This is a genomic window from Ktedonosporobacter rubrisoli, from assembly GCF_004208415.1.
GTDB classification, from domain to species: Bacteria; Chloroflexota; Ktedonobacteria; order Ktedonobacterales; family Ktedonobacteraceae; genus Ktedonosporobacter; species Ktedonosporobacter rubrisoli.
The window spans coordinates 8,875,120-8,890,281 of the sequence record NZ_CP035758.1 but is presented as its reverse complement, the minus strand read 5'-3'; the positions used below and the strand labels follow the sequence as shown (position 1 = coordinate 8,890,281).

The window sequence follows — 15,162 nt, the reverse complement described above, 5'->3', positions numbered from 1 at the left end:
AAATATCCTGGTAATGCCATTCATAGGAAAACGGCTCACTGGTTTCCATAAGAGACTCGATACCATAATACCACCGCAAGAGATTAATGCTCTACTCTGCCTCCAACAGATGAAGAGCTTTCATGCTTTGTACATAAGAGAAAACAAACGAGGCAAATTGTTTATGGCACACACACTCACTGAAACGCAAATGGCACAAGCAACGAAGAAAACCCAGGCGCTGACGCTAGTCATAGTTTGCGTCGGCTACTTCATGGTTGTTCTTGATACAACGATTGTCAATGTGGCCCTGCCTGCTATTCAGAGCAATCTAGGCGCCAGCGTCAGCGAACTGCAATGGATTGTTGACGGCTATGTACTCGCATTCGCCTGCCTCCTTTTGACTGCCGGAGCACTGGGCGATCGCTTTGGAGCCAGGCAGGTCTTTCTGCTTGGCATCGCGCTCTTTACTGCTGCCTCCATCCTGTGCGGCGAGGCACCAACGATAGCCATTATGATCGTGGCGCGCATCATTCAGGGGATAGGTGCAGCGCTGATCATCCCCGCAACACTGGCCCTGGTTAATGAGGCTTATCCTGATTCCAAAGCCCGCGCCCGCGCGGTAAGTATCTGGGGCGCGATCGCCAGCCTGGGCCTGGCAGTCGGTCCTCTAGTTGGTGGCATTCTTGTCGATACGCTGGGCTGGCGAAGCATTTTTATGGTGAACATACCCTTTGGAATAGCGGGCATAGTCGTTGCCTGGCGCTTCATCAGGCCATCAACACGCGTAAAAGAGAGTAGCCTTGATCTGGGGGCACAGTTCATGGCCATCATTACGCTGGCCGCACTGACTGCCGCGTTTATCGAGGGCAAAACGCTGGGCTGGAACAGCCCTTTCATTCTGGGAGCCTTTATCGTGAGCCTGGCCGGGCTCGTCGTCTTCCTTCTGCTTGAACACCGTGCGCCCGCGCCGATGCTACCGCTCAAGCTTTTCGCCAATCCTACCTTTACAGCGACAAACGTGGCTGGACTGCTCTTGAACTTTGGCTTTTACGGCCAGATCTTCATCCTGAGTCTCTTTTTTCAGCAGGCCAGAGGTCTTTCGTCTTTAGAAACCGGCCTTGCCTTCCTGCCGCTCGCGGGATCAACCTCGCTTGCCTCCGCGCTAATCGGTCGCTTTGCCTCGCACACTAGCCCTCGCCTGGCCATCACCTGCGGACTATTGCTCAGTGGTATTGGTTCTCTGGGGCTCCTGTTTACCACGACAGCCGGTAGCCTTCTGCTGACCGAGTGTTTTCTCTTCCTCATCGGCAGTGGTGTCGGTCTGGCTGGCCCTCAACTGATCACAGCCATGCTTCTGCATACACCGCAAGGACGCGCGGGGATCGCTGGCGGGGTGCTGAACGCGGCCCGGCAGACTGGTGGTGCGCTCGGTGTGGCGCTGCTCGGCATTTTCATAAGTCAGGATCATCCTGCCTTGTTAATCAACGGGCTGCATATCGCGGCCGTGATCGCTGGCGCAGCTTTTCTGGCTGGCTGGGCCATAACTGTGCGCTATGTCACACGAGAGCAATGATGCTGTCCCTCCCGGGTATTGGCTGTAGTAGCCAATATCCGCCAGGCTTATATACCATGTTTCCTTTATGCGTACCAGGCCACAAAGTGGCGTATCTCATTGAGATAATTGTAAAACGGGATCTACTTTTCATCCTCGTCAACACTCTCTCCATCTTGCAAAGGAGCCGCTGACTCTTCCAATGTTTTAGGCAACGGTGGCTCACTCTCTATCAGCAAGGACGGATCAATATTTAGCGCTCGGGCCAGCTTATCTAGCGTTGCTAAGGTTATATTCTCTTCAGAATTACGCATGACTCGTTGCACAACTCTAATATCAAGTCCAGAGCGCAAAACTAATTGCCTCTGACTTATCCCTCTCCTGGCGGCAATCTCTTTCACTCTCAGGCGGATCATCTATACATCTCACTTTGCATTGGATATTCCGCAGTCTAACAGTCCCAGTAGCTTGACAACAGATTGCTAGTAATCATATTGTTAATTAGCAGTTGCTTTTAAACATCGACCAAAAGAAAGGTACAACAGTAATGCCCACATCAAACTCTGCGCCCAAAGCAGAGCCACGGTACCGCGTCAAAGCCGGGCGCAAGACCATCTACAAGGGCAACGAGCAGGATGCGGCTGTGCAAGCCTTCCTGCAGGCTGGCAAAGATTATCCCTTTGTGCGCATAACCTATCTTGCGGGTGGAAAGCTCGTGGCTCACATCGATGTCAATGCTTATGTCAAACAGCGAGTAGCGGATCTTAAACAACAGGTTGCCAGTGAGAGGAAAGCTTATGAAGAGAATATCCCTGCGCCCAGCTACCAGCCAGCCGGCCGAGAGCTTGATGAACATTCAGGTCAGTGCTAACGAAGTCATCGCCTTTGAGCATGCGATCCTGCACTACTACCACTTTCTCGACTATCTCCGCCACAAAGGCAAGGGCCTCTCAGACATCCAGGGCGAGATAGAGAAGCTCCTGCAGAGCTTTCAGGCGCGCCTGCAAAGCTCGCTTCCCCCAGGCGAACAGGAAATTTTGGATTCCTGGAAGCAAACGTAACCAGTAAATCAGCCTTTTAGCTACATCCATAAATAGAGAGCCAGAGATGCTCCCGGGCTATCTGAGAGCATCTTTATTTTGTTCATGTCGGACGGCATCAGATCCTCGAAGCCTATTCGCTACCCAGCAACAGCCGATATAATTCGCGCTGACGGGCCGCCGCTTTGCGATAGATCTCGCCCTTCGTAGCATTAGGCTCGATAGGCGCATCAAGGTTGGGTGCTATCTGCGCAACATCAGCGATCAGGCCCATCGCCTCCAAGGCTAGCAAGGCTGCGCCCCGCGCCGAAGCCTCGTGCTCCTGCGAAGGATATACCTGCGCTCCCAGCGTATCGGCAACGATCTCCTGCAAAACCCGCGAGCTCAACAGAGCGCCGCCGCTTCCAATCACCTTTGGAGCCGTATGCCCCAGCTGCAAAGTAGCACAAAGGCGTTCATAGACGGCGCGCAACTGATAGGCAAGCGATTCCATGCTAGCGCGCAACATTTCGGCCGGCGAGGTATGGATAGAGATGCCAGCGACAGTCATGCGTGCATCGGCATGCCAGCCGAGACTACGTTCACCAGAAATAAAGGGTAAGATCGTCAAACCATGACTATCGGGCTCCAGAACGCGCACAAGCGATTCAGCATCACGCAGATTTGGCAACTGCAGCGAGGTATCCATCCAGTTTAGCAAATTACCACCCTCGCTTAAGGCTCCACCCAGAACCGCCCGTTTCGCATCGATCAAATATAGCCAGAGGCCCAGCGGCGGTACAACCTGCTCGGGCGGCACAACCACGCGGATCGCGCTCGATGTCCCTATTGTCAGCGACCAGTTATCGACACTCGCGCATCCCGAGCCAACGCAGGCGGTGGCGCCATCGCCTGCCGCCGGAAACCAGGGCACATCGCGCAATACAGGCCAGGCCGAGGCATATTCAGAGGTCAGGCCCTTCACGCTATCACGCATATCGCCCAATTGCGGGAACTGCTCAGCCTTCACCCCCAGCGCATCCATCAGTTCCTCATCCCAACGATGCTCACGCGTAACGAGCATACCCGTTCCAGAGGCCATCGAGAGCGTACAGACAGACTGACCCAACAGCCGGCGATGCAAATATTCGCCAAAAGAGATCCACTGGGCCGCGCGCGAAAATACCTCCGGCTTCTGCGTAGCCAGCCAGCGCAGCTTTGCCGGCCAGTAGCTCGCGTGGAGATGTGCACCTGTGCGCGCGTGGACCTTCTCCTCAGCAAGCTGCTTCTTTAGCTCATTGGCCGCCGCATAGGGGCGCGTATCCTCCCAGGTGATCAGAGGCATAATAGGGCTACCCGACCCATCAACGCCCAGCAGGCTGTGCCAGAAAGTATCAAGAGCCACAGCCCCTATCTGTTGCGCCAGCGGTCCGGCGGCCCTCAGCGCATCGCTGATCGTCAGAGCCACCACATCTACAAGCGCATCGGCATCCACCGAGACCTCACCCTCGTTCGAGGTGGTAAGCTTATAGGTGCGCTGCGAAAGCACTTTGGGCACCACATTGCCCCGGGCATCAAAGAGCAGAGAGCGCGTAGACGACGTGCCCACATCTAAAGCCAGCACAAAAGGGGGTTCAAGATTTTGTGCTTGTTGAGTCATATACAGGTCTCCTCACAAAATAATTTCACATCTCACTTTACTATAACACCTGGGAAGCTGCGTAGTTCTCAACTATCGCCAGCAAGAGCGCGCACTCTGCCCAGAAAAAATAATGGCCTGGCTGCGATCTAAAGAGACCACAGCCAGGCCGCAGCGGGCGGGAGAAGGGATTTAGAGATCTGGAATCTGCCAATCAATCTCGGCTTTACCCTGCTCACGCAAAGCCATATTTATGGCCGAGAAGGAGCGGCTCCCAAAGAAGCCATTGCGCGCCGAGAGCGGCGAGGGATGCGCGGCCTGAATAATCGTATGGCGCGACGTATCGATCAGGGCCTTTTTCTTCTGCGCATAGCCACCCCAGAGCACAAAGACCACAGGATCTTCTCGCGCGCTCAGCTTGCGGATAATCGTATCAGTAAATTTCTCCCAGCCATGATTTTTATGCGAATTGGGCTGATGGGCCCGCACCGTCAAGACAGCATTGAGCATAAGTATGCCTTGCTGCGCCCAGGGCACAAGGTAGCCATTGTTAGGAATACGGAAATCAACATCGCTATGCAGCTCTTTGAAGATATTCACCAGCGAAGGCGGAGGCTTAATGCCGGGACGAACTGAGAAACAAAGTCCATGCGCCTGGTTTTGATCATGATAAGGGTCCTGGCCCAGAAGCAACACCTTCACCTCTTCATACGGCGTCAGATTGAGAGCGGAAAACACATCCTGCTCAGGCGGAAAGACCGTATACTGTTCACGCTCCTTATCCACAAATTGGGTCAGGGCATGGAAATAAGGTTGCTCAAACTCGGAAGCTAAGAGAGTCGACCAGCTTTCAGGTAAGCGTATCTGCATATATATTTCCTTCTATAATGTTAAGAATTTTTTCGCGGCTCATCCCATTTAGTTTAGCGGCTATGCGCATTACATGCTGGTTTAGAAGATCTTGCCTGGTTTTCGGGATGCGCAGCGCCAATCAATGCCAGCAAATGGGCCTTGCTTCGTTTGATTATAGCAGAAGCGGTCACTCTCTATTTCTTTTTTTTGCCGCCCAAAGCGGAAAAGAAAGACGCGCGTCGCCTGCGGGAATCGCAAGTAACGCGCGTAACAAGCGCTCTACAAAATTCTTTCTCCAGCTGGCAGCTTTATACATGCGCCTGCAAAAAAGAGGAGACCTGATCCATCTCCATACTGGTCAGGCGGAACTCGGCAGCCGCAACCATATCCTCGATCTGCGCAGGATGGCGCGCGCCCACAATCGCAGCAGTCACGGCCGGATTCTGCAGCGTCCAGGAGACAGCCACCACGCCGCCGGGCACATTATGCAGAAAGCCAATATCATTGAGCACGTTCTGTAGCTCAAGGTTACGCGTCAGGCGCGGCTCCTGGAAATCCGCATCTCGTTTGCGCCAGTCATCATCAGGTAGCTTCTCAATGCGCTCACGCGACATGGTTCCACTCAACAAGCCTGACGCCATAGGCGAATAGACGATCACACCTATATCGTTCTGCTGGCAGAAAGGCAGAATATCCTTCTCAATTTCGCGATGAATCAGCGAATAAGAGGGCTGAAGCGTATCAATTGGCGCAACTTTCTGGGCCCGCTTCATCTGCTCAACAGTAAAGTTCGAGGCTCCGATAGCGCGCACCTTGCCTTCCTGCTTCAGCTGAGCCAGCGTTTTCCAGCCCTCCTCAATATCAGGATCAGGATTTGGCCAGTGGATCTGATAGAGATCAATGACATCAACGCCCAGGCGCTTGAGGCTGGCCTCGACCTCGCGCCGTATCGACTGGGCCTTGAGAACATTATGGATCACGCCATGTTCATCCCAGACGAGAGAGCACTTAGTAAAGACATAAGGCTTCTTAGCGCTGCCCTTAATCGCCCGTCCGACAATCTCCTCTGAATGACCCAGGCCATAGACCGCTGCAGTGTCGATCCAGTTAATACCCAGATCGAGGGCCCGCTGGATAGTCCGAATGGATTCTTCATCATCCTGCGGCCCCCAGGAGGCAGCCCAGCCAGCGCCGCCCATCGCCCATGCGCCCAGGCCAAGAGGAGTAATATTCATATCTGTCTTGCCTAAAAGACGTGTTTGCATAATTCTTCCTTTCTCCTATCCCGCAATCCTTTTTAGACACACTCTTTTACACGTATGCACGGGCTACAATGGTACAAACCTCACCCAGAATACAGACTCTCTTGCGCTTACCCTGATCTTCCTGCCTGGCTGCTGCAACCCGCAAGGAGAAGCGGAGCGCTGCCACCCTCACCCATTTCAAGGTCTCATAATCCTGCACAAACTAATCAATAAGCCTGAAACTACGTGATACAATGGGGTATAGATCAGTCCCAGTAGTAAGCCGAACCCGTTCTTAACAGCACCCTCGGAGGACATTCATGCTTAATTCAGATCAGATTCGTGCCCACTTCCCTGCCCTGGCTTCCGGAGCAATATTTTTTGATAATCCAGGTGGCACTCAGGTTGCCCAGGAAACCGTACAGTATATGGAGCGCTATCTCTATAGCCACAACGCTAATCATGGAGGAAGGTTTCACACCAGTCGGGCCTCCGATGCTGCAATCGCCGAGGCTCGCCTGGCCGTCGCGGATTTTCTTAATGCCGCTCGTCCCGAAGAGATCGTCTTTGGCCAGAATATGACAAGCCTGACCCTGCATATCAGCCGTAGCCTGGCCCGCACGCTCAAGGCCGGAGACGAGATAGTCGTAACCCGCCTTGATCACGACGCAAATATCGCTCCCTGGCTCCTGATCGCTGAGGATCGCGGCTGCACGGTGCGCTGGATAGATATTAATCCTGAAGACTGCACCCTGAATATGCAGGAGATGGAGGCCGCGATCACGCCACGCACGAAGATCGTGGCCGTGGGCTATGCCTCAAATGCTGTAGGTACTGTTAACGATGTCAAGCGTGCCGTACAGCTCGCGCACCAGGTTGGCGCGCTCTGCTACATCGACGCTGTTCAGTATGCGCCACACAAGCCAATTGACGTTAAGGAACTTGATTGCGATTTTCTTGCCTGCTCGGCCTATAAGTTCTTCGGGCCTCATACGGGCATTCTGTATGGCAAATACGAGCAGCTTGACCAACTGACGGCCTATAAAGTACGCCCCGCTAGCAACTATCCCCCGACAAGTTTGAGACGGGCACTCAAAGCTTTGAATCCATCGCCGGCGTCATGGGTGCAATAGAATATCTTGCCTGGGTTGGAACGACCTTCGGGGCCGAGCTGGCCGAGAGCTACCAGGATCGTTTTAGCGGACGTCGCCTGGCCCTTAAGCAGGGCATGGCCGCAATTGAAGCCTATGAGTTGGACATTAATAAGGCGCTACTTGAAGGGCTTGGCTCTGTGCCAGGACTGCATATCTGGGGCATTACCGATGTCAAGCGCATGGGAGAACGCGTCCCTACCTTCTCATTCTCGCTAGAAGGCTGGCATCCCGGCGACGTAGCCGAAGCGCTCGATAAAGAGGGAATTTATGTCTGGGATGGAAACTTCTATGCCCTGGCCGTCCTTGAACGGCTGGGCCTGGAAGAACAGGGAGGAATAGTCAGGGTTGGTCCCACCCATTACAATACCAGGGGCGAGATTGAGAAGCTTGTCGCCGCGCTCAACAAAATCAAGCTGGCGTAAATAATATCAGCTCCAGCCCAAGCAGCAAGCCGGGCAACGTTTAGTAACCCGGCTTCGCTTACCAAAGCGCTGAACTGAGCAGCAAATTTCGGCTTAGCCACCCAGAGCCTCTAAGAGCATATCGCCTTCCTCGGGCGAGATGCGACCCTCGGCGATCATACGCAGAATTGCTTCGCGGTCCTGCTCGGGATGGACCGAGGCGGCATTCTCATCCTCCACCTCACCAGCCGCAACCGGTACCTCGGGAGCATTATGCTCTTCATACGACTGCGAGAAGGATGAGGAGGCAGCCACGCCCGGCGATGTAGAGACCGAGGAGACCGTGAAACCTTTCTCGTCTTTCGTGATCCAGGTAGTCGGACCTTCTGAGGCCGTAGGAGGCGTCGGCGGTGTTGGCGGCGTCGGCGGCGTTGGGGGTGTTGGCGGCACCGGAATATGCAGATTTTTCAATGCCTGTTCGACAGCCTCCAGAGCTCCCTGAACTCCCTCGGCAGTCGCGCGCCGAGCCTGGTCCATAATATGCTCAAGATGCTCAGTATCCATATGCCATTCGCGATTATTGATGCGCACATTAAACTTTGCAGCTTGCTTGCTGGCACGCTTGGCCCATTTCTCGGCGCGCCGATTCTGCTCTTCGGTGAAGCGATGGGCGCGACGAACCTGCTCTTCAACCGAGCGTTTTGCCTCATTGGCAAGCCCAAAGCCTATGGAGCTGGTCATATCAGCTACGGCGCTTGAGATCTCCTGCCCCAATTTTTCCATATCGTGTCCAAAGCCAGACATCTCTTTGCTAAAATCGCCCCAGGAGCTTCCTCCGCTGCTACTACTGCGCGGTGCCTGATTTCCTTTCAAGGTAAGATCTCCTCCTACGTTTAAATCAAGATGAGCTGCGCCATTGTTATAGACAAGATTGACCCAACTGCCAGACGAGCTAGCAACAACCGAATATCCACTAATACTACCGCCAACATAGGCGCGGATGTTTAAATCAGCATTCTGGGGCAGCACAACTACAGCGTCGCCACCGACGCGTAGATGAGATGTGCTATCAGCCGGGAAATCAGCCTCTGCATACAGATCTCCGCTTATGTAGCCCAGATTAAGCGCGCCACGCACGCCCCTCAGTTTTGTATCGCCGCCGATATTGCTAAGTTGCAGATTTCCGGCAATGCCGTTGAACTGGGCATCGCCAGCAATGCTACCGAGAGAAACATCTCCCTGGACATCGCGCAACTGGCTATCGCCAGCGATATTGCCTATCTGAAGCGCCGAAGCCCCAATAATCGTTAGATCTCCGCCCACATTACCGACACTCACCTCGGCTGCCGCATTGCCCTGAACGTTGAAACTACCGCCTATATGGCTTGCCTGCACATGAGCAGCGCCTTCGAGCCGGCAATCTCCACCTACATGGCTCAGGTTTATCGTAGCATTGCTGCTCTCCAACACCTTACAATCCCCGCCCACATTGCTAACATTTAAGGCCGCGATGTTTCCTTTGCTCAGCAAATCACCGCTCACATTGCTCACACTCGCCTCTTCAACCATGTTGAGAGTTAGATCACCATCTGTATTATCGATAGTCACCTGTCTGACACTCAAAATCGAGGCATCTCCCTGAATGCTCCCACTCAGCCGCACAACTTGAGCATTTCTAACAGCCAGATCGCCCCCAATTTCGCGCAGAGTTACTTCGCCACCGATATTGCTGAGGGCCGCACCACCATCCACATCGGTCAACAGAACTGTGTTGCTGATGTTTCTTAAGGTCGCGCCACCGTCTACATCGCTCAATTCCACCTGCTGCACACCTTCGATTACCACATCGCCATCCACACCGCTGGCAGCGATAGCCGTCTCTAGCGGCACCCATAACTCCAGATCATCATCGCAATCAGCAATATCCAGCACATTCTCGCCAGGCTGGATATTGGAAATAGGGCCAGACGACCCTACCTGGATGGTCTGCTGCTCCCAGCTATGGATCTTGAGGTCGCCATCCACATCGCGGATCACTATTTTTTGCGCTGTACCAGCCGGAAATGTCTGTTGCATCTTTTTACTCCTTCAATGCTTTGCAACATGCATTCAATGGTTATTCCACAAAAACTTCTAAGCGCTCGCCTTGTTCCAGGTCCTGCACATCGAGTAAACGTCCGGTCTCGCCATGCTCAATTGCCTGTAGCAGATCATGCATAGCCCTACTATTGAGCTGCGGCATCATTTGTGTACCCAGGCGGAGGCTTACCTTAAGCAAACTTATAGGTATAGTAGCCGTTACATGGACTCTACGTGCTCTGGCCCCCGGGCTTGTCACCTGTAAGCGCACAATGCGCTTCTGTGGCCGTTCCAGAGCCCTTTCATAGAGGATATCACCTTCTGACTCAAGGGTATCCAACAATTGAGACGCTTCTGCTGCTGTTACTTGTCCAGCCTCGACCAGAGATAAGACGCGATCGCGTTCTTCTTTTGATGCCGACATAGAATTAACCCTTCAGGAGGCGCATAGCTTCTTCTACAGAGATCTCTTTTGCCGCAAGGCGATCAAGGACCGCGCGACGATCCACGCGCCCATCGTTTTCAGGTGTGCCGCCCAGAGCCGCAACAATCTCATCAAGCCGGCTGCGCGCCGTATTATAGGCGACGTTCATCTCCGCAGCCAGGCGCTGGATGTTACCTCTATATTTCACCATCATCTCGACAAAATCGAGCTGCTCGCGAGTCAAACGACCGATCCAGCCAAGGCTAAAGCGTCCCTCAATGACAACCCCGCTCTCGGGGCACTCAAGCCGCGTCACAATGAGCTCTGCACCGCTTACAGGATCTCGTGTTATCAATGGATACATTACTCTTTCTCCTTCTAGCCGGACTATCCTTAACGGATATGGTTTCTCCGGCTCTTGATTACGAAAATGCATGTCTTTCATATCGATCTATACTCTCCATCCACCTGCCCAGGGTAATCAGGACCCTACCGATTCGCCCGATGACACGCAGTCTCGCTTGGACGCAAGCCAGGGACGCTACTCGACGATTTTGTCCTACTTCTTGCAATATTTCAGCCGCGCGCAGAGCCGCCAACTGCTCCTTCAATTCCCTGTATGGCTCCATAGGATTACCCCTCCTGTTTTCCTGGTTTATGTCCTATCTAGATTTCTGTCACATACAATATTCACAAACGATTTGATATTTTTCGTTAACCGCACGGTAATAGTAACACAGAAATAAAATTATGTCAATAGAAATGGCAAATTAAAATAATTAATTGCAATAATTCTGCAGCCAAAGATTAAATTAAATTTTCGCCAGGCAGGCAGGTGGAACAGAAAGCGGGCCCGAGGCGATCCCGACTTGCTCCTACCGGATCAGTAAAATATACTCCCTGGAGGGGCAAGTGGTGAAGATAGTGGGCTGTATGGGCCAGAAGGTTGATACCTGGCCGGGCAAGAGCCGGGGATACAAGAGATGCCAGTTAAGCAGAAAGGAGGTTAGAGGCAGGGCCAGCGGACTGCCTCCCAGCTCATCACAACAAAAAAGAGAGCAGATCGCGCCCCACACTGATAGTGCCGGTATATCCTCTCTGTTCGGCCTGCTTCTGCAGGCGGGGAGCATCAATTTCTCTATAGAGGTGTGAGCAGATAATATGCTTTGTCTGCGCCGCCACGGCTAGCTCAACGATCTGCTCTTCGGCAAGGTGTCCCGAGTCTATAACTGCAAGGTCTACATCCCGCAGAAAGGCAATCTCTTGCTCATGGAAATGCGAATCGCCGGTCAAAGCATAGCGCTTGCCACGGTAGGTAAAGCGCAGACCATGATTGCCAGCTGGCGGCAAGCTCAGCGACTCAAAAGGCAGACCGGCGATGGCAAAAGGTCCCTCCTCAAGCTCATGCACCTCAACTGCATACCCAGAGCGGCGCAATTGCCTCAAACCGAAAATATCTGCCAGGCCAGCAAAGACGCGCTGCACGCCTGGTGGTCCATAGATATGCAAGTCTGTATCACGCGGATCGCGCTGTGACCAGACTCCAGCCTGTAAAAAAGGCACAAGATCGGAGACATGATCGGGATGAAAGTGCGAAAGGACAATATGCTGTACCTGGTCATGCCGTACGCCAGCCTCTAGCAGGCGCTGCACTACGCCATGACCGCAATCGAAGAGAATATAGGTATTATCAAGGTCAAGCAGCACGCTCGAAGCGCGACGCTCGAATTCGATCTGGCACGTTCCCGTGCCCAAAAGTATCAAGCTACTCATCTCCCAGAGCTTTCTTGCTAATAGTATTTACGCCTACTCTATTTTAGAGCTCCAGCTTCTCAATTTCGCCACGCAAGACCTCTTCTACTCGCTGGTGAAACCTCAGGAGAATTGCAAGTTCCTCATTGCTATAACCCTCAAAAATTTCATCGAATGTATGCAGCATGGATTGATAGTGCGGAGCGATCTCCTGTTCTATCTTCGCCAGGTCGGGACGTACAAGAACCTTACGCCTATCCTTGCTATCTCTATCACGCCTGACAAAGCCTGCCATTTCCAGGCGGTCAATCACCCCGGTAATAGCTCCCGTAGTCAGGCCCGTCAGGGCAGCCAGATCCCCTGCGGCTACCCCCTCTGCACGCAACAGGAGAAAGCCAAGACACTCTAGATCTGTTGAATAAATATCCAATTTTCTGGCTAAAAGCTGACCAAAGAGGACCGATGAACTCGAACTTCGCTGCAGCGACAGTTGCAATTCTCTCAGGACAGCCCCCCGCTCCTGCGACATATCTTTTGACATAATAACTACTCTGATCCTATACTCTATCTTAGCAAATCAAGACAATCAATCGCTAACATATCCACAAGTTTAACAAGCCTGATTGGTAAGCGCCACTGGCAGTATATGCTCTAGAAAGAACAAACAGCAATATGGAAGGGTAAAGATGAGCAGAGGGACAATTCCCTCTGCTCACTAACAGACAAGACGCGAGCGACACTTCAGAAAGGAACATGAAAGGGCAATATGGCTAGTTCAGGAGCCCTGAACCATAAGTGCATCAAACCTTAAATTGCCGGCATCTTGCTTCCAGAGCACAGTGCCATCAGAGGCACGCAGAGCATATATCCCAGCGCCACCTGCATAGATCACCCCATCTTGTACATTCAACGACACGACATTGTACCGAGTGTCGAAAACTTTGCGCTCCCAACGCACCGATCTATCGGCAGCGTTAAGCGCCGTGATACCTCCAGCTACAGGCCTACCAATTTGAATGATGGTATGAGCAACATAGATGGTGTCCCCAACAATTTCCGGCGGTACATTGACAATTCCAGAGGTCTTGGCTTCCCAGAGCTGCTTACCTGTACGTGCATCAAAGGCACAGAACCGGCTATCATCCGTGCCTACGTACACCACGCCCTTCATAACCTTAACTGAGAGAGGTATTACATTGATTTGGTGTGACTGCCAGAGCTGCTTACCTGTTCGCGTATCAAGAGCATACACCTCATTAGCCGGCCCAGAATCTCCTTGCTGAATAGAATTTGACGTGGCATATAAAACGCCATCTACCACCCCGGAAATATGATACGTTTTTTGCTGGTCGAGCTGAGCCAACCAGACCTTGCGCCCATCCAGGGGATTGAAAGCCGATATATAACCCTGTTCCGCGTCATAAATCATGCCAGCAAATATCCTTCCGCGCACGCCTTGATACTTATGGAGTACAGATCCATCAGCAGCGTTAAGCACATAGGTAGCAAAAAGCTTGCTATTTGAGGCCATCACCGGCACATAGAGCCTCCCATCCAGAAGAGAAATCGACTCAATCGTAACGTCGAAAGCGTGCGCCCATAGAAAAGAGCCGTTTGCTGCATTGAGGGCATACAGCTTGCCTTTACTTGAGACAGCATAGACAAACTTCCCGCTCACAACCGAGCTCTCCACAATATTGGCAAGACGTACTGCAGAGTTGGCATTAGAGTCATCCTTAATCACATAATGCCAGATTACCTTGCCCGTCTTCGCATCCAGGCGATATACCCCATCTCCCCCAGCCGCATAGAGATCGAGAGATGAAGGTCCCTTCGCCGGTCCCTTCGTTATAGCGGGATGCCCGGCATCCGTCGCCGGCATCCCCGCAGATTGCCTATGCACTGAAGAGAACATCCATAGCACGCTTCCCACAACAAGCGCAGCGACCAGGACTGCCGCGAGCAGTCCCGGCAAGCGTACACCTTGTTTGTTAGCAAGCGGAGTGCTTTGGAAGTGCCAGCGGCGCCCCTTATCCTGGCGCAGGCTCTGGAAATCCAGAGGGGACTTCTCAGCACCTGTTACAGAAGCGCTAGTCAAGTGCGCGGCAAGCCGTTCCCCCACACGCTCCAAAAGGCGCTCATCCTCAGCATATATTGTCTGTAGATCGCGAACAAGACGAGTGGCCGGTGTAAGAGATTCATATACCTGAGCATTTTGTTGTGCGAGAAGATCTACTTGCTCATCTACGCCCTCAGGAGTGAACCTATCATCTTGTAGCGTCATCAACTTCTCTCCTTTTGCCGCCCGTAGATGTCTCGTAACAGGTTTAGCGAACGCGATAACAACATCCGAATGGCTCCATCGCTCTTGTGCATCATCTCTGCAATCTCTGTACAACGCAAGCCGCCGGCAAAACGCAAGCGCAAGACCTCCTGCTGCAGATCCGAAAGCTCTGTCAAATGAGCGCGCAGGCGCCTATATTCCTCGTTACGCAACGCCACCTGTTCCGGGGCGAGATCCTCATCCTCATACGCACTCTCAACAGCATCGCTTAGTGGAACGACAGTTGAGCGCCGGCTCACGCGCCGATGATAATCGATGCACTTATTGTGGGCCACACGCCGTAACCAGGCCAGCTGCTCATGTTCTTGCCAATACAGCAGGTTCTCGCTCTCCAGTGCAGCCACAAAGACTTCCAGTAAGATATCCTCAGCATCTTCATAAACAGTCAAATGGCGACGTATATACATAAGAATAGCCGGGGCATAGCGCTGATAGAGCATTGCCACCGGTACATCCTCCGATGAAGCCAGGAAGTTTTGTCGTTGCATTGCGCACTCCATGCAATTGCATTTTTGAGATCTCACCCTGTATATCGTCAGGCTTATAAAAATGTCACTTCAGTACCACGATATCCCCTCTTTGCTCTCGCTATATTTTCTAAAACTTGCTATACTGATATTGCCCAGTATACATAAAGATAAAGAGAGCGTAGTATACTGTCAAACTTCGTTAGATGAGTACGCCGCGACCAAACGGCTATGCTGAGGGAAAGAGGGTTGG

At 52.7% G+C, this 15,162-nt stretch carries 16 protein-coding genes; 5 read left to right on the top strand and 11 right to left on the bottom strand.

Features of this window, described 5'->3' with window-relative positions; all coding sequences use genetic code 11:
• The first annotated feature begins 163 nt into the window (after nt 1-163).
• A complete protein-coding gene (locus tag EPA93_RS38525) occupies nt 164-1,555 on the top strand; it encodes an MFS transporter (protein WP_165423687.1) in 1,392 nt (463 codons plus the stop codon).
• Nucleotides 1,556-1,677: 122 nt separating this feature from the next.
• Here EPA93_RS38525 and EPA93_RS38520 read toward each other — a convergent pair whose 3' ends face one another.
• Complete coding sequence (locus tag EPA93_RS38520) at nt 1,678-1,950, bottom strand: helix-turn-helix domain-containing protein (protein WP_129892612.1); 273 nt, start codon at nt 1,948-1,950, stop codon at nt 1,678-1,680.
• Nucleotides 1,951-2,081: 131 nt separating this feature from the next.
• Here EPA93_RS38520 and EPA93_RS38515 point away from each other — a divergent pair, with 131 nt between their 5' ends.
• On the top strand, nt 2,082-2,405 hold the full coding sequence (locus tag EPA93_RS38515) for a hypothetical protein (RefSeq protein ID WP_129892611.1): 324 nt from the start codon (nt 2,082-2,084) through the stop codon (nt 2,403-2,405).
• Entirely contained in the window at nt 2,383-2,595 is a 213-nt protein-coding gene (locus tag EPA93_RS38510) for a hypothetical protein (protein ID WP_165423686.1), read from the top strand. Before EPA93_RS38515 ends, EPA93_RS38510 begins: the two co-directional genes overlap by 23 nt.
• A gap of 112 nt (nt 2,596-2,707) precedes the next feature.
• Here EPA93_RS38510 and EPA93_RS38505 read toward each other — a convergent pair whose 3' ends face one another.
• The 3 genes from EPA93_RS38505 to EPA93_RS38495 all read right to left on the bottom strand — a co-directional run bounded on the left by EPA93_RS38505 (nt 2,708) and on the right by EPA93_RS38495 (nt 6,309).
• Nucleotides 2,708-4,213: a gluconokinase gene (locus EPA93_RS38505; RefSeq protein WP_129892609.1), complete on the bottom strand. Its 1,506-nt coding sequence runs from the start codon at nt 4,211-4,213 to the stop codon at nt 2,708-2,710.
• 171 nt (nt 4,214-4,384) lie between these two features.
• On the bottom strand, nt 4,385-5,062 hold the full coding sequence (ung, locus tag EPA93_RS38500; RefSeq protein ID WP_129892608.1) for a uracil-DNA glycosylase: 678 nt from the start codon (nt 5,060-5,062) through the stop codon (nt 4,385-4,387).
• 290 nt (nt 5,063-5,352) lie between these two features.
• On the bottom strand, nt 5,353-6,309 hold the full coding sequence (locus EPA93_RS38495) for an aldo/keto reductase (protein ID WP_129892607.1): 957 nt from the start codon (nt 6,307-6,309) through the stop codon (nt 5,353-5,355).
• A gap of 299 nt (nt 6,310-6,608) precedes the next feature.
• Between EPA93_RS38495 and EPA93_RS49355 the strand changes: the two genes are divergently transcribed.
• Both EPA93_RS49355 and EPA93_RS49350 read left to right on the top strand, forming a co-directional pair.
• On the top strand, nt 6,609-7,421 hold the full coding sequence (locus EPA93_RS49355; protein WP_207229316.1) for an aminotransferase class V-fold PLP-dependent enzyme: 813 nt from the start codon (nt 6,609-6,611) through the stop codon (nt 7,419-7,421).
• Nucleotides 7,409-7,864: an aminotransferase class V-fold PLP-dependent enzyme gene (locus tag EPA93_RS49350; protein ID WP_207229315.1), complete on the top strand. Its 456-nt coding sequence runs from the start codon at nt 7,409-7,411 to the stop codon at nt 7,862-7,864. The genes EPA93_RS49355 and EPA93_RS49350 overlap by 13 nt, the downstream gene beginning before the upstream one ends.
• A gap of 93 nt (nt 7,865-7,957) precedes the next feature.
• Here EPA93_RS49350 and EPA93_RS38485 read toward each other — a convergent pair whose 3' ends face one another.
• The 7 genes from EPA93_RS38485 to EPA93_RS38455 form a co-directional block, all read right to left on the bottom strand.
• The gene (locus EPA93_RS38485) at nt 7,958-9,919 is read right to left on the bottom strand and encodes a DUF4097 family beta strand repeat-containing protein (protein ID WP_129892606.1); all 1,962 of its coding nucleotides are present in this window, start codon (nt 9,917-9,919) and stop codon (nt 7,958-7,960) included.
• 40 nt (nt 9,920-9,959) lie between these two features.
• A complete protein-coding gene (locus tag EPA93_RS38480) occupies nt 9,960-10,346 on the bottom strand; it encodes an SHOCT-like domain-containing protein (RefSeq protein ID WP_129892605.1) in 387 nt (128 codons plus the stop codon).
• Between the two features lie 4 nt (nt 10,347-10,350).
• Nucleotides 10,351-10,710, bottom strand: coding sequence for a DUF2089 domain-containing protein (locus tag EPA93_RS38475; RefSeq protein ID WP_129892604.1), 360 nt, complete (start codon nt 10,708-10,710; stop codon nt 10,351-10,353).
• A gap of 677 nt (nt 10,711-11,387) precedes the next feature.
• Nucleotides 11,388-12,119, bottom strand: a complete 732-nt coding sequence (locus tag EPA93_RS38470; RefSeq protein ID WP_129892603.1) for an MBL fold metallo-hydrolase — start codon at nt 12,117-12,119, stop codon at nt 11,388-11,390.
• 43 nt (nt 12,120-12,162) lie between these two features.
• Nucleotides 12,163-12,639, bottom strand: a complete 477-nt coding sequence (locus EPA93_RS38465) for a MarR family transcriptional regulator (RefSeq protein WP_129892602.1) — start codon at nt 12,637-12,639, stop codon at nt 12,163-12,165.
• 234 nt (nt 12,640-12,873) lie between these two features.
• Entirely contained in the window at nt 12,874-14,382 is a 1,509-nt protein-coding gene (locus tag EPA93_RS38460; RefSeq protein WP_129892601.1) for a PQQ-binding-like beta-propeller repeat protein, read from the bottom strand.
• A complete protein-coding gene (locus EPA93_RS38455; RefSeq protein ID WP_129892600.1) occupies nt 14,382-14,930 on the bottom strand; it encodes an RNA polymerase sigma factor in 549 nt (182 codons plus the stop codon). The genes EPA93_RS38460 and EPA93_RS38455 overlap by 1 nt, the downstream gene beginning before the upstream one ends.
• Between the last annotated feature and the right edge of the window lie 232 nt (nt 14,931-15,162).

Bases quoted from the DNA above. Each gene is read 5' to 3' on its own strand.
- EPA93_RS38525 (WP_165423687.1), top strand. From the start codon at position 164: ATGGCACACACACTCACTGAAACGCAAATGGCACAAGCAACGAAGAAA.
- EPA93_RS38520 (WP_129892612.1), bottom strand. From the start codon at position 1,950: ATGATCCGCCTGAGAGTGAAAGAGATTGCCGCCAGGAGAGGGATAAGT.
- EPA93_RS38515 (WP_129892611.1), top strand. From the start codon at position 2,082: ATGCCCACATCAAACTCTGCGCCCAAAGCAGAGCCACGGTACCGCGTC.
- EPA93_RS38510 (WP_165423686.1), top strand. From the start codon at position 2,383: ATGAACATTCAGGTCAGTGCTAACGAAGTCATCGCCTTTGAGCATGCG.
- EPA93_RS38505 (WP_129892609.1), bottom strand. From the start codon at position 4,213: ATGACTCAACAAGCACAAAATCTTGAACCCCCTTTTGTGCTGGCTTTA.
- ung (WP_129892608.1), bottom strand. From the start codon at position 5,062: ATGCAGATACGCTTACCTGAAAGCTGGTCGACTCTCTTAGCTTCCGAG.
- EPA93_RS38495 (WP_129892607.1), bottom strand. From the start codon at position 6,309: ATGCAAACACGTCTTTTAGGCAAGACAGATATGAATATTACTCCTCTT.
- EPA93_RS49355 (WP_207229316.1), top strand. From the start codon at position 6,609: ATGCTTAATTCAGATCAGATTCGTGCCCACTTCCCTGCCCTGGCTTCC.
- EPA93_RS49350 (WP_207229315.1), top strand. From the start codon at position 7,409: ATGGGTGCAATAGAATATCTTGCCTGGGTTGGAACGACCTTCGGGGCC.
- EPA93_RS38485 (WP_129892606.1), bottom strand. From the start codon at position 9,919: ATGCAACAGACATTTCCGGCTGGTACAGCGCAAAAAATAGTGATCCGC.
- EPA93_RS38480 (WP_129892605.1), bottom strand. From the start codon at position 10,346: ATGTCGGCATCAAAAGAAGAACGCGATCGCGTCTTATCTCTGGTCGAG.
- EPA93_RS38475 (WP_129892604.1), bottom strand. From the start codon at position 10,710: ATGTATCCATTGATAACACGAGATCCTGTAAGCGGTGCAGAGCTCATT.
- EPA93_RS38470 (WP_129892603.1), bottom strand. From the start codon at position 12,119: ATGAGTAGCTTGATACTTTTGGGCACGGGAACGTGCCAGATCGAATTC.
- EPA93_RS38465 (WP_129892602.1), bottom strand. From the start codon at position 12,639: ATGTCAAAAGATATGTCGCAGGAGCGGGGGGCTGTCCTGAGAGAATTG.
- EPA93_RS38460 (WP_129892601.1), bottom strand. From the start codon at position 14,382: ATGACGCTACAAGATGATAGGTTCACTCCTGAGGGCGTAGATGAGCAA.
- EPA93_RS38455 (WP_129892600.1), bottom strand. From the start codon at position 14,930: ATGCAACGACAAAACTTCCTGGCTTCATCGGAGGATGTACCGGTGGCA.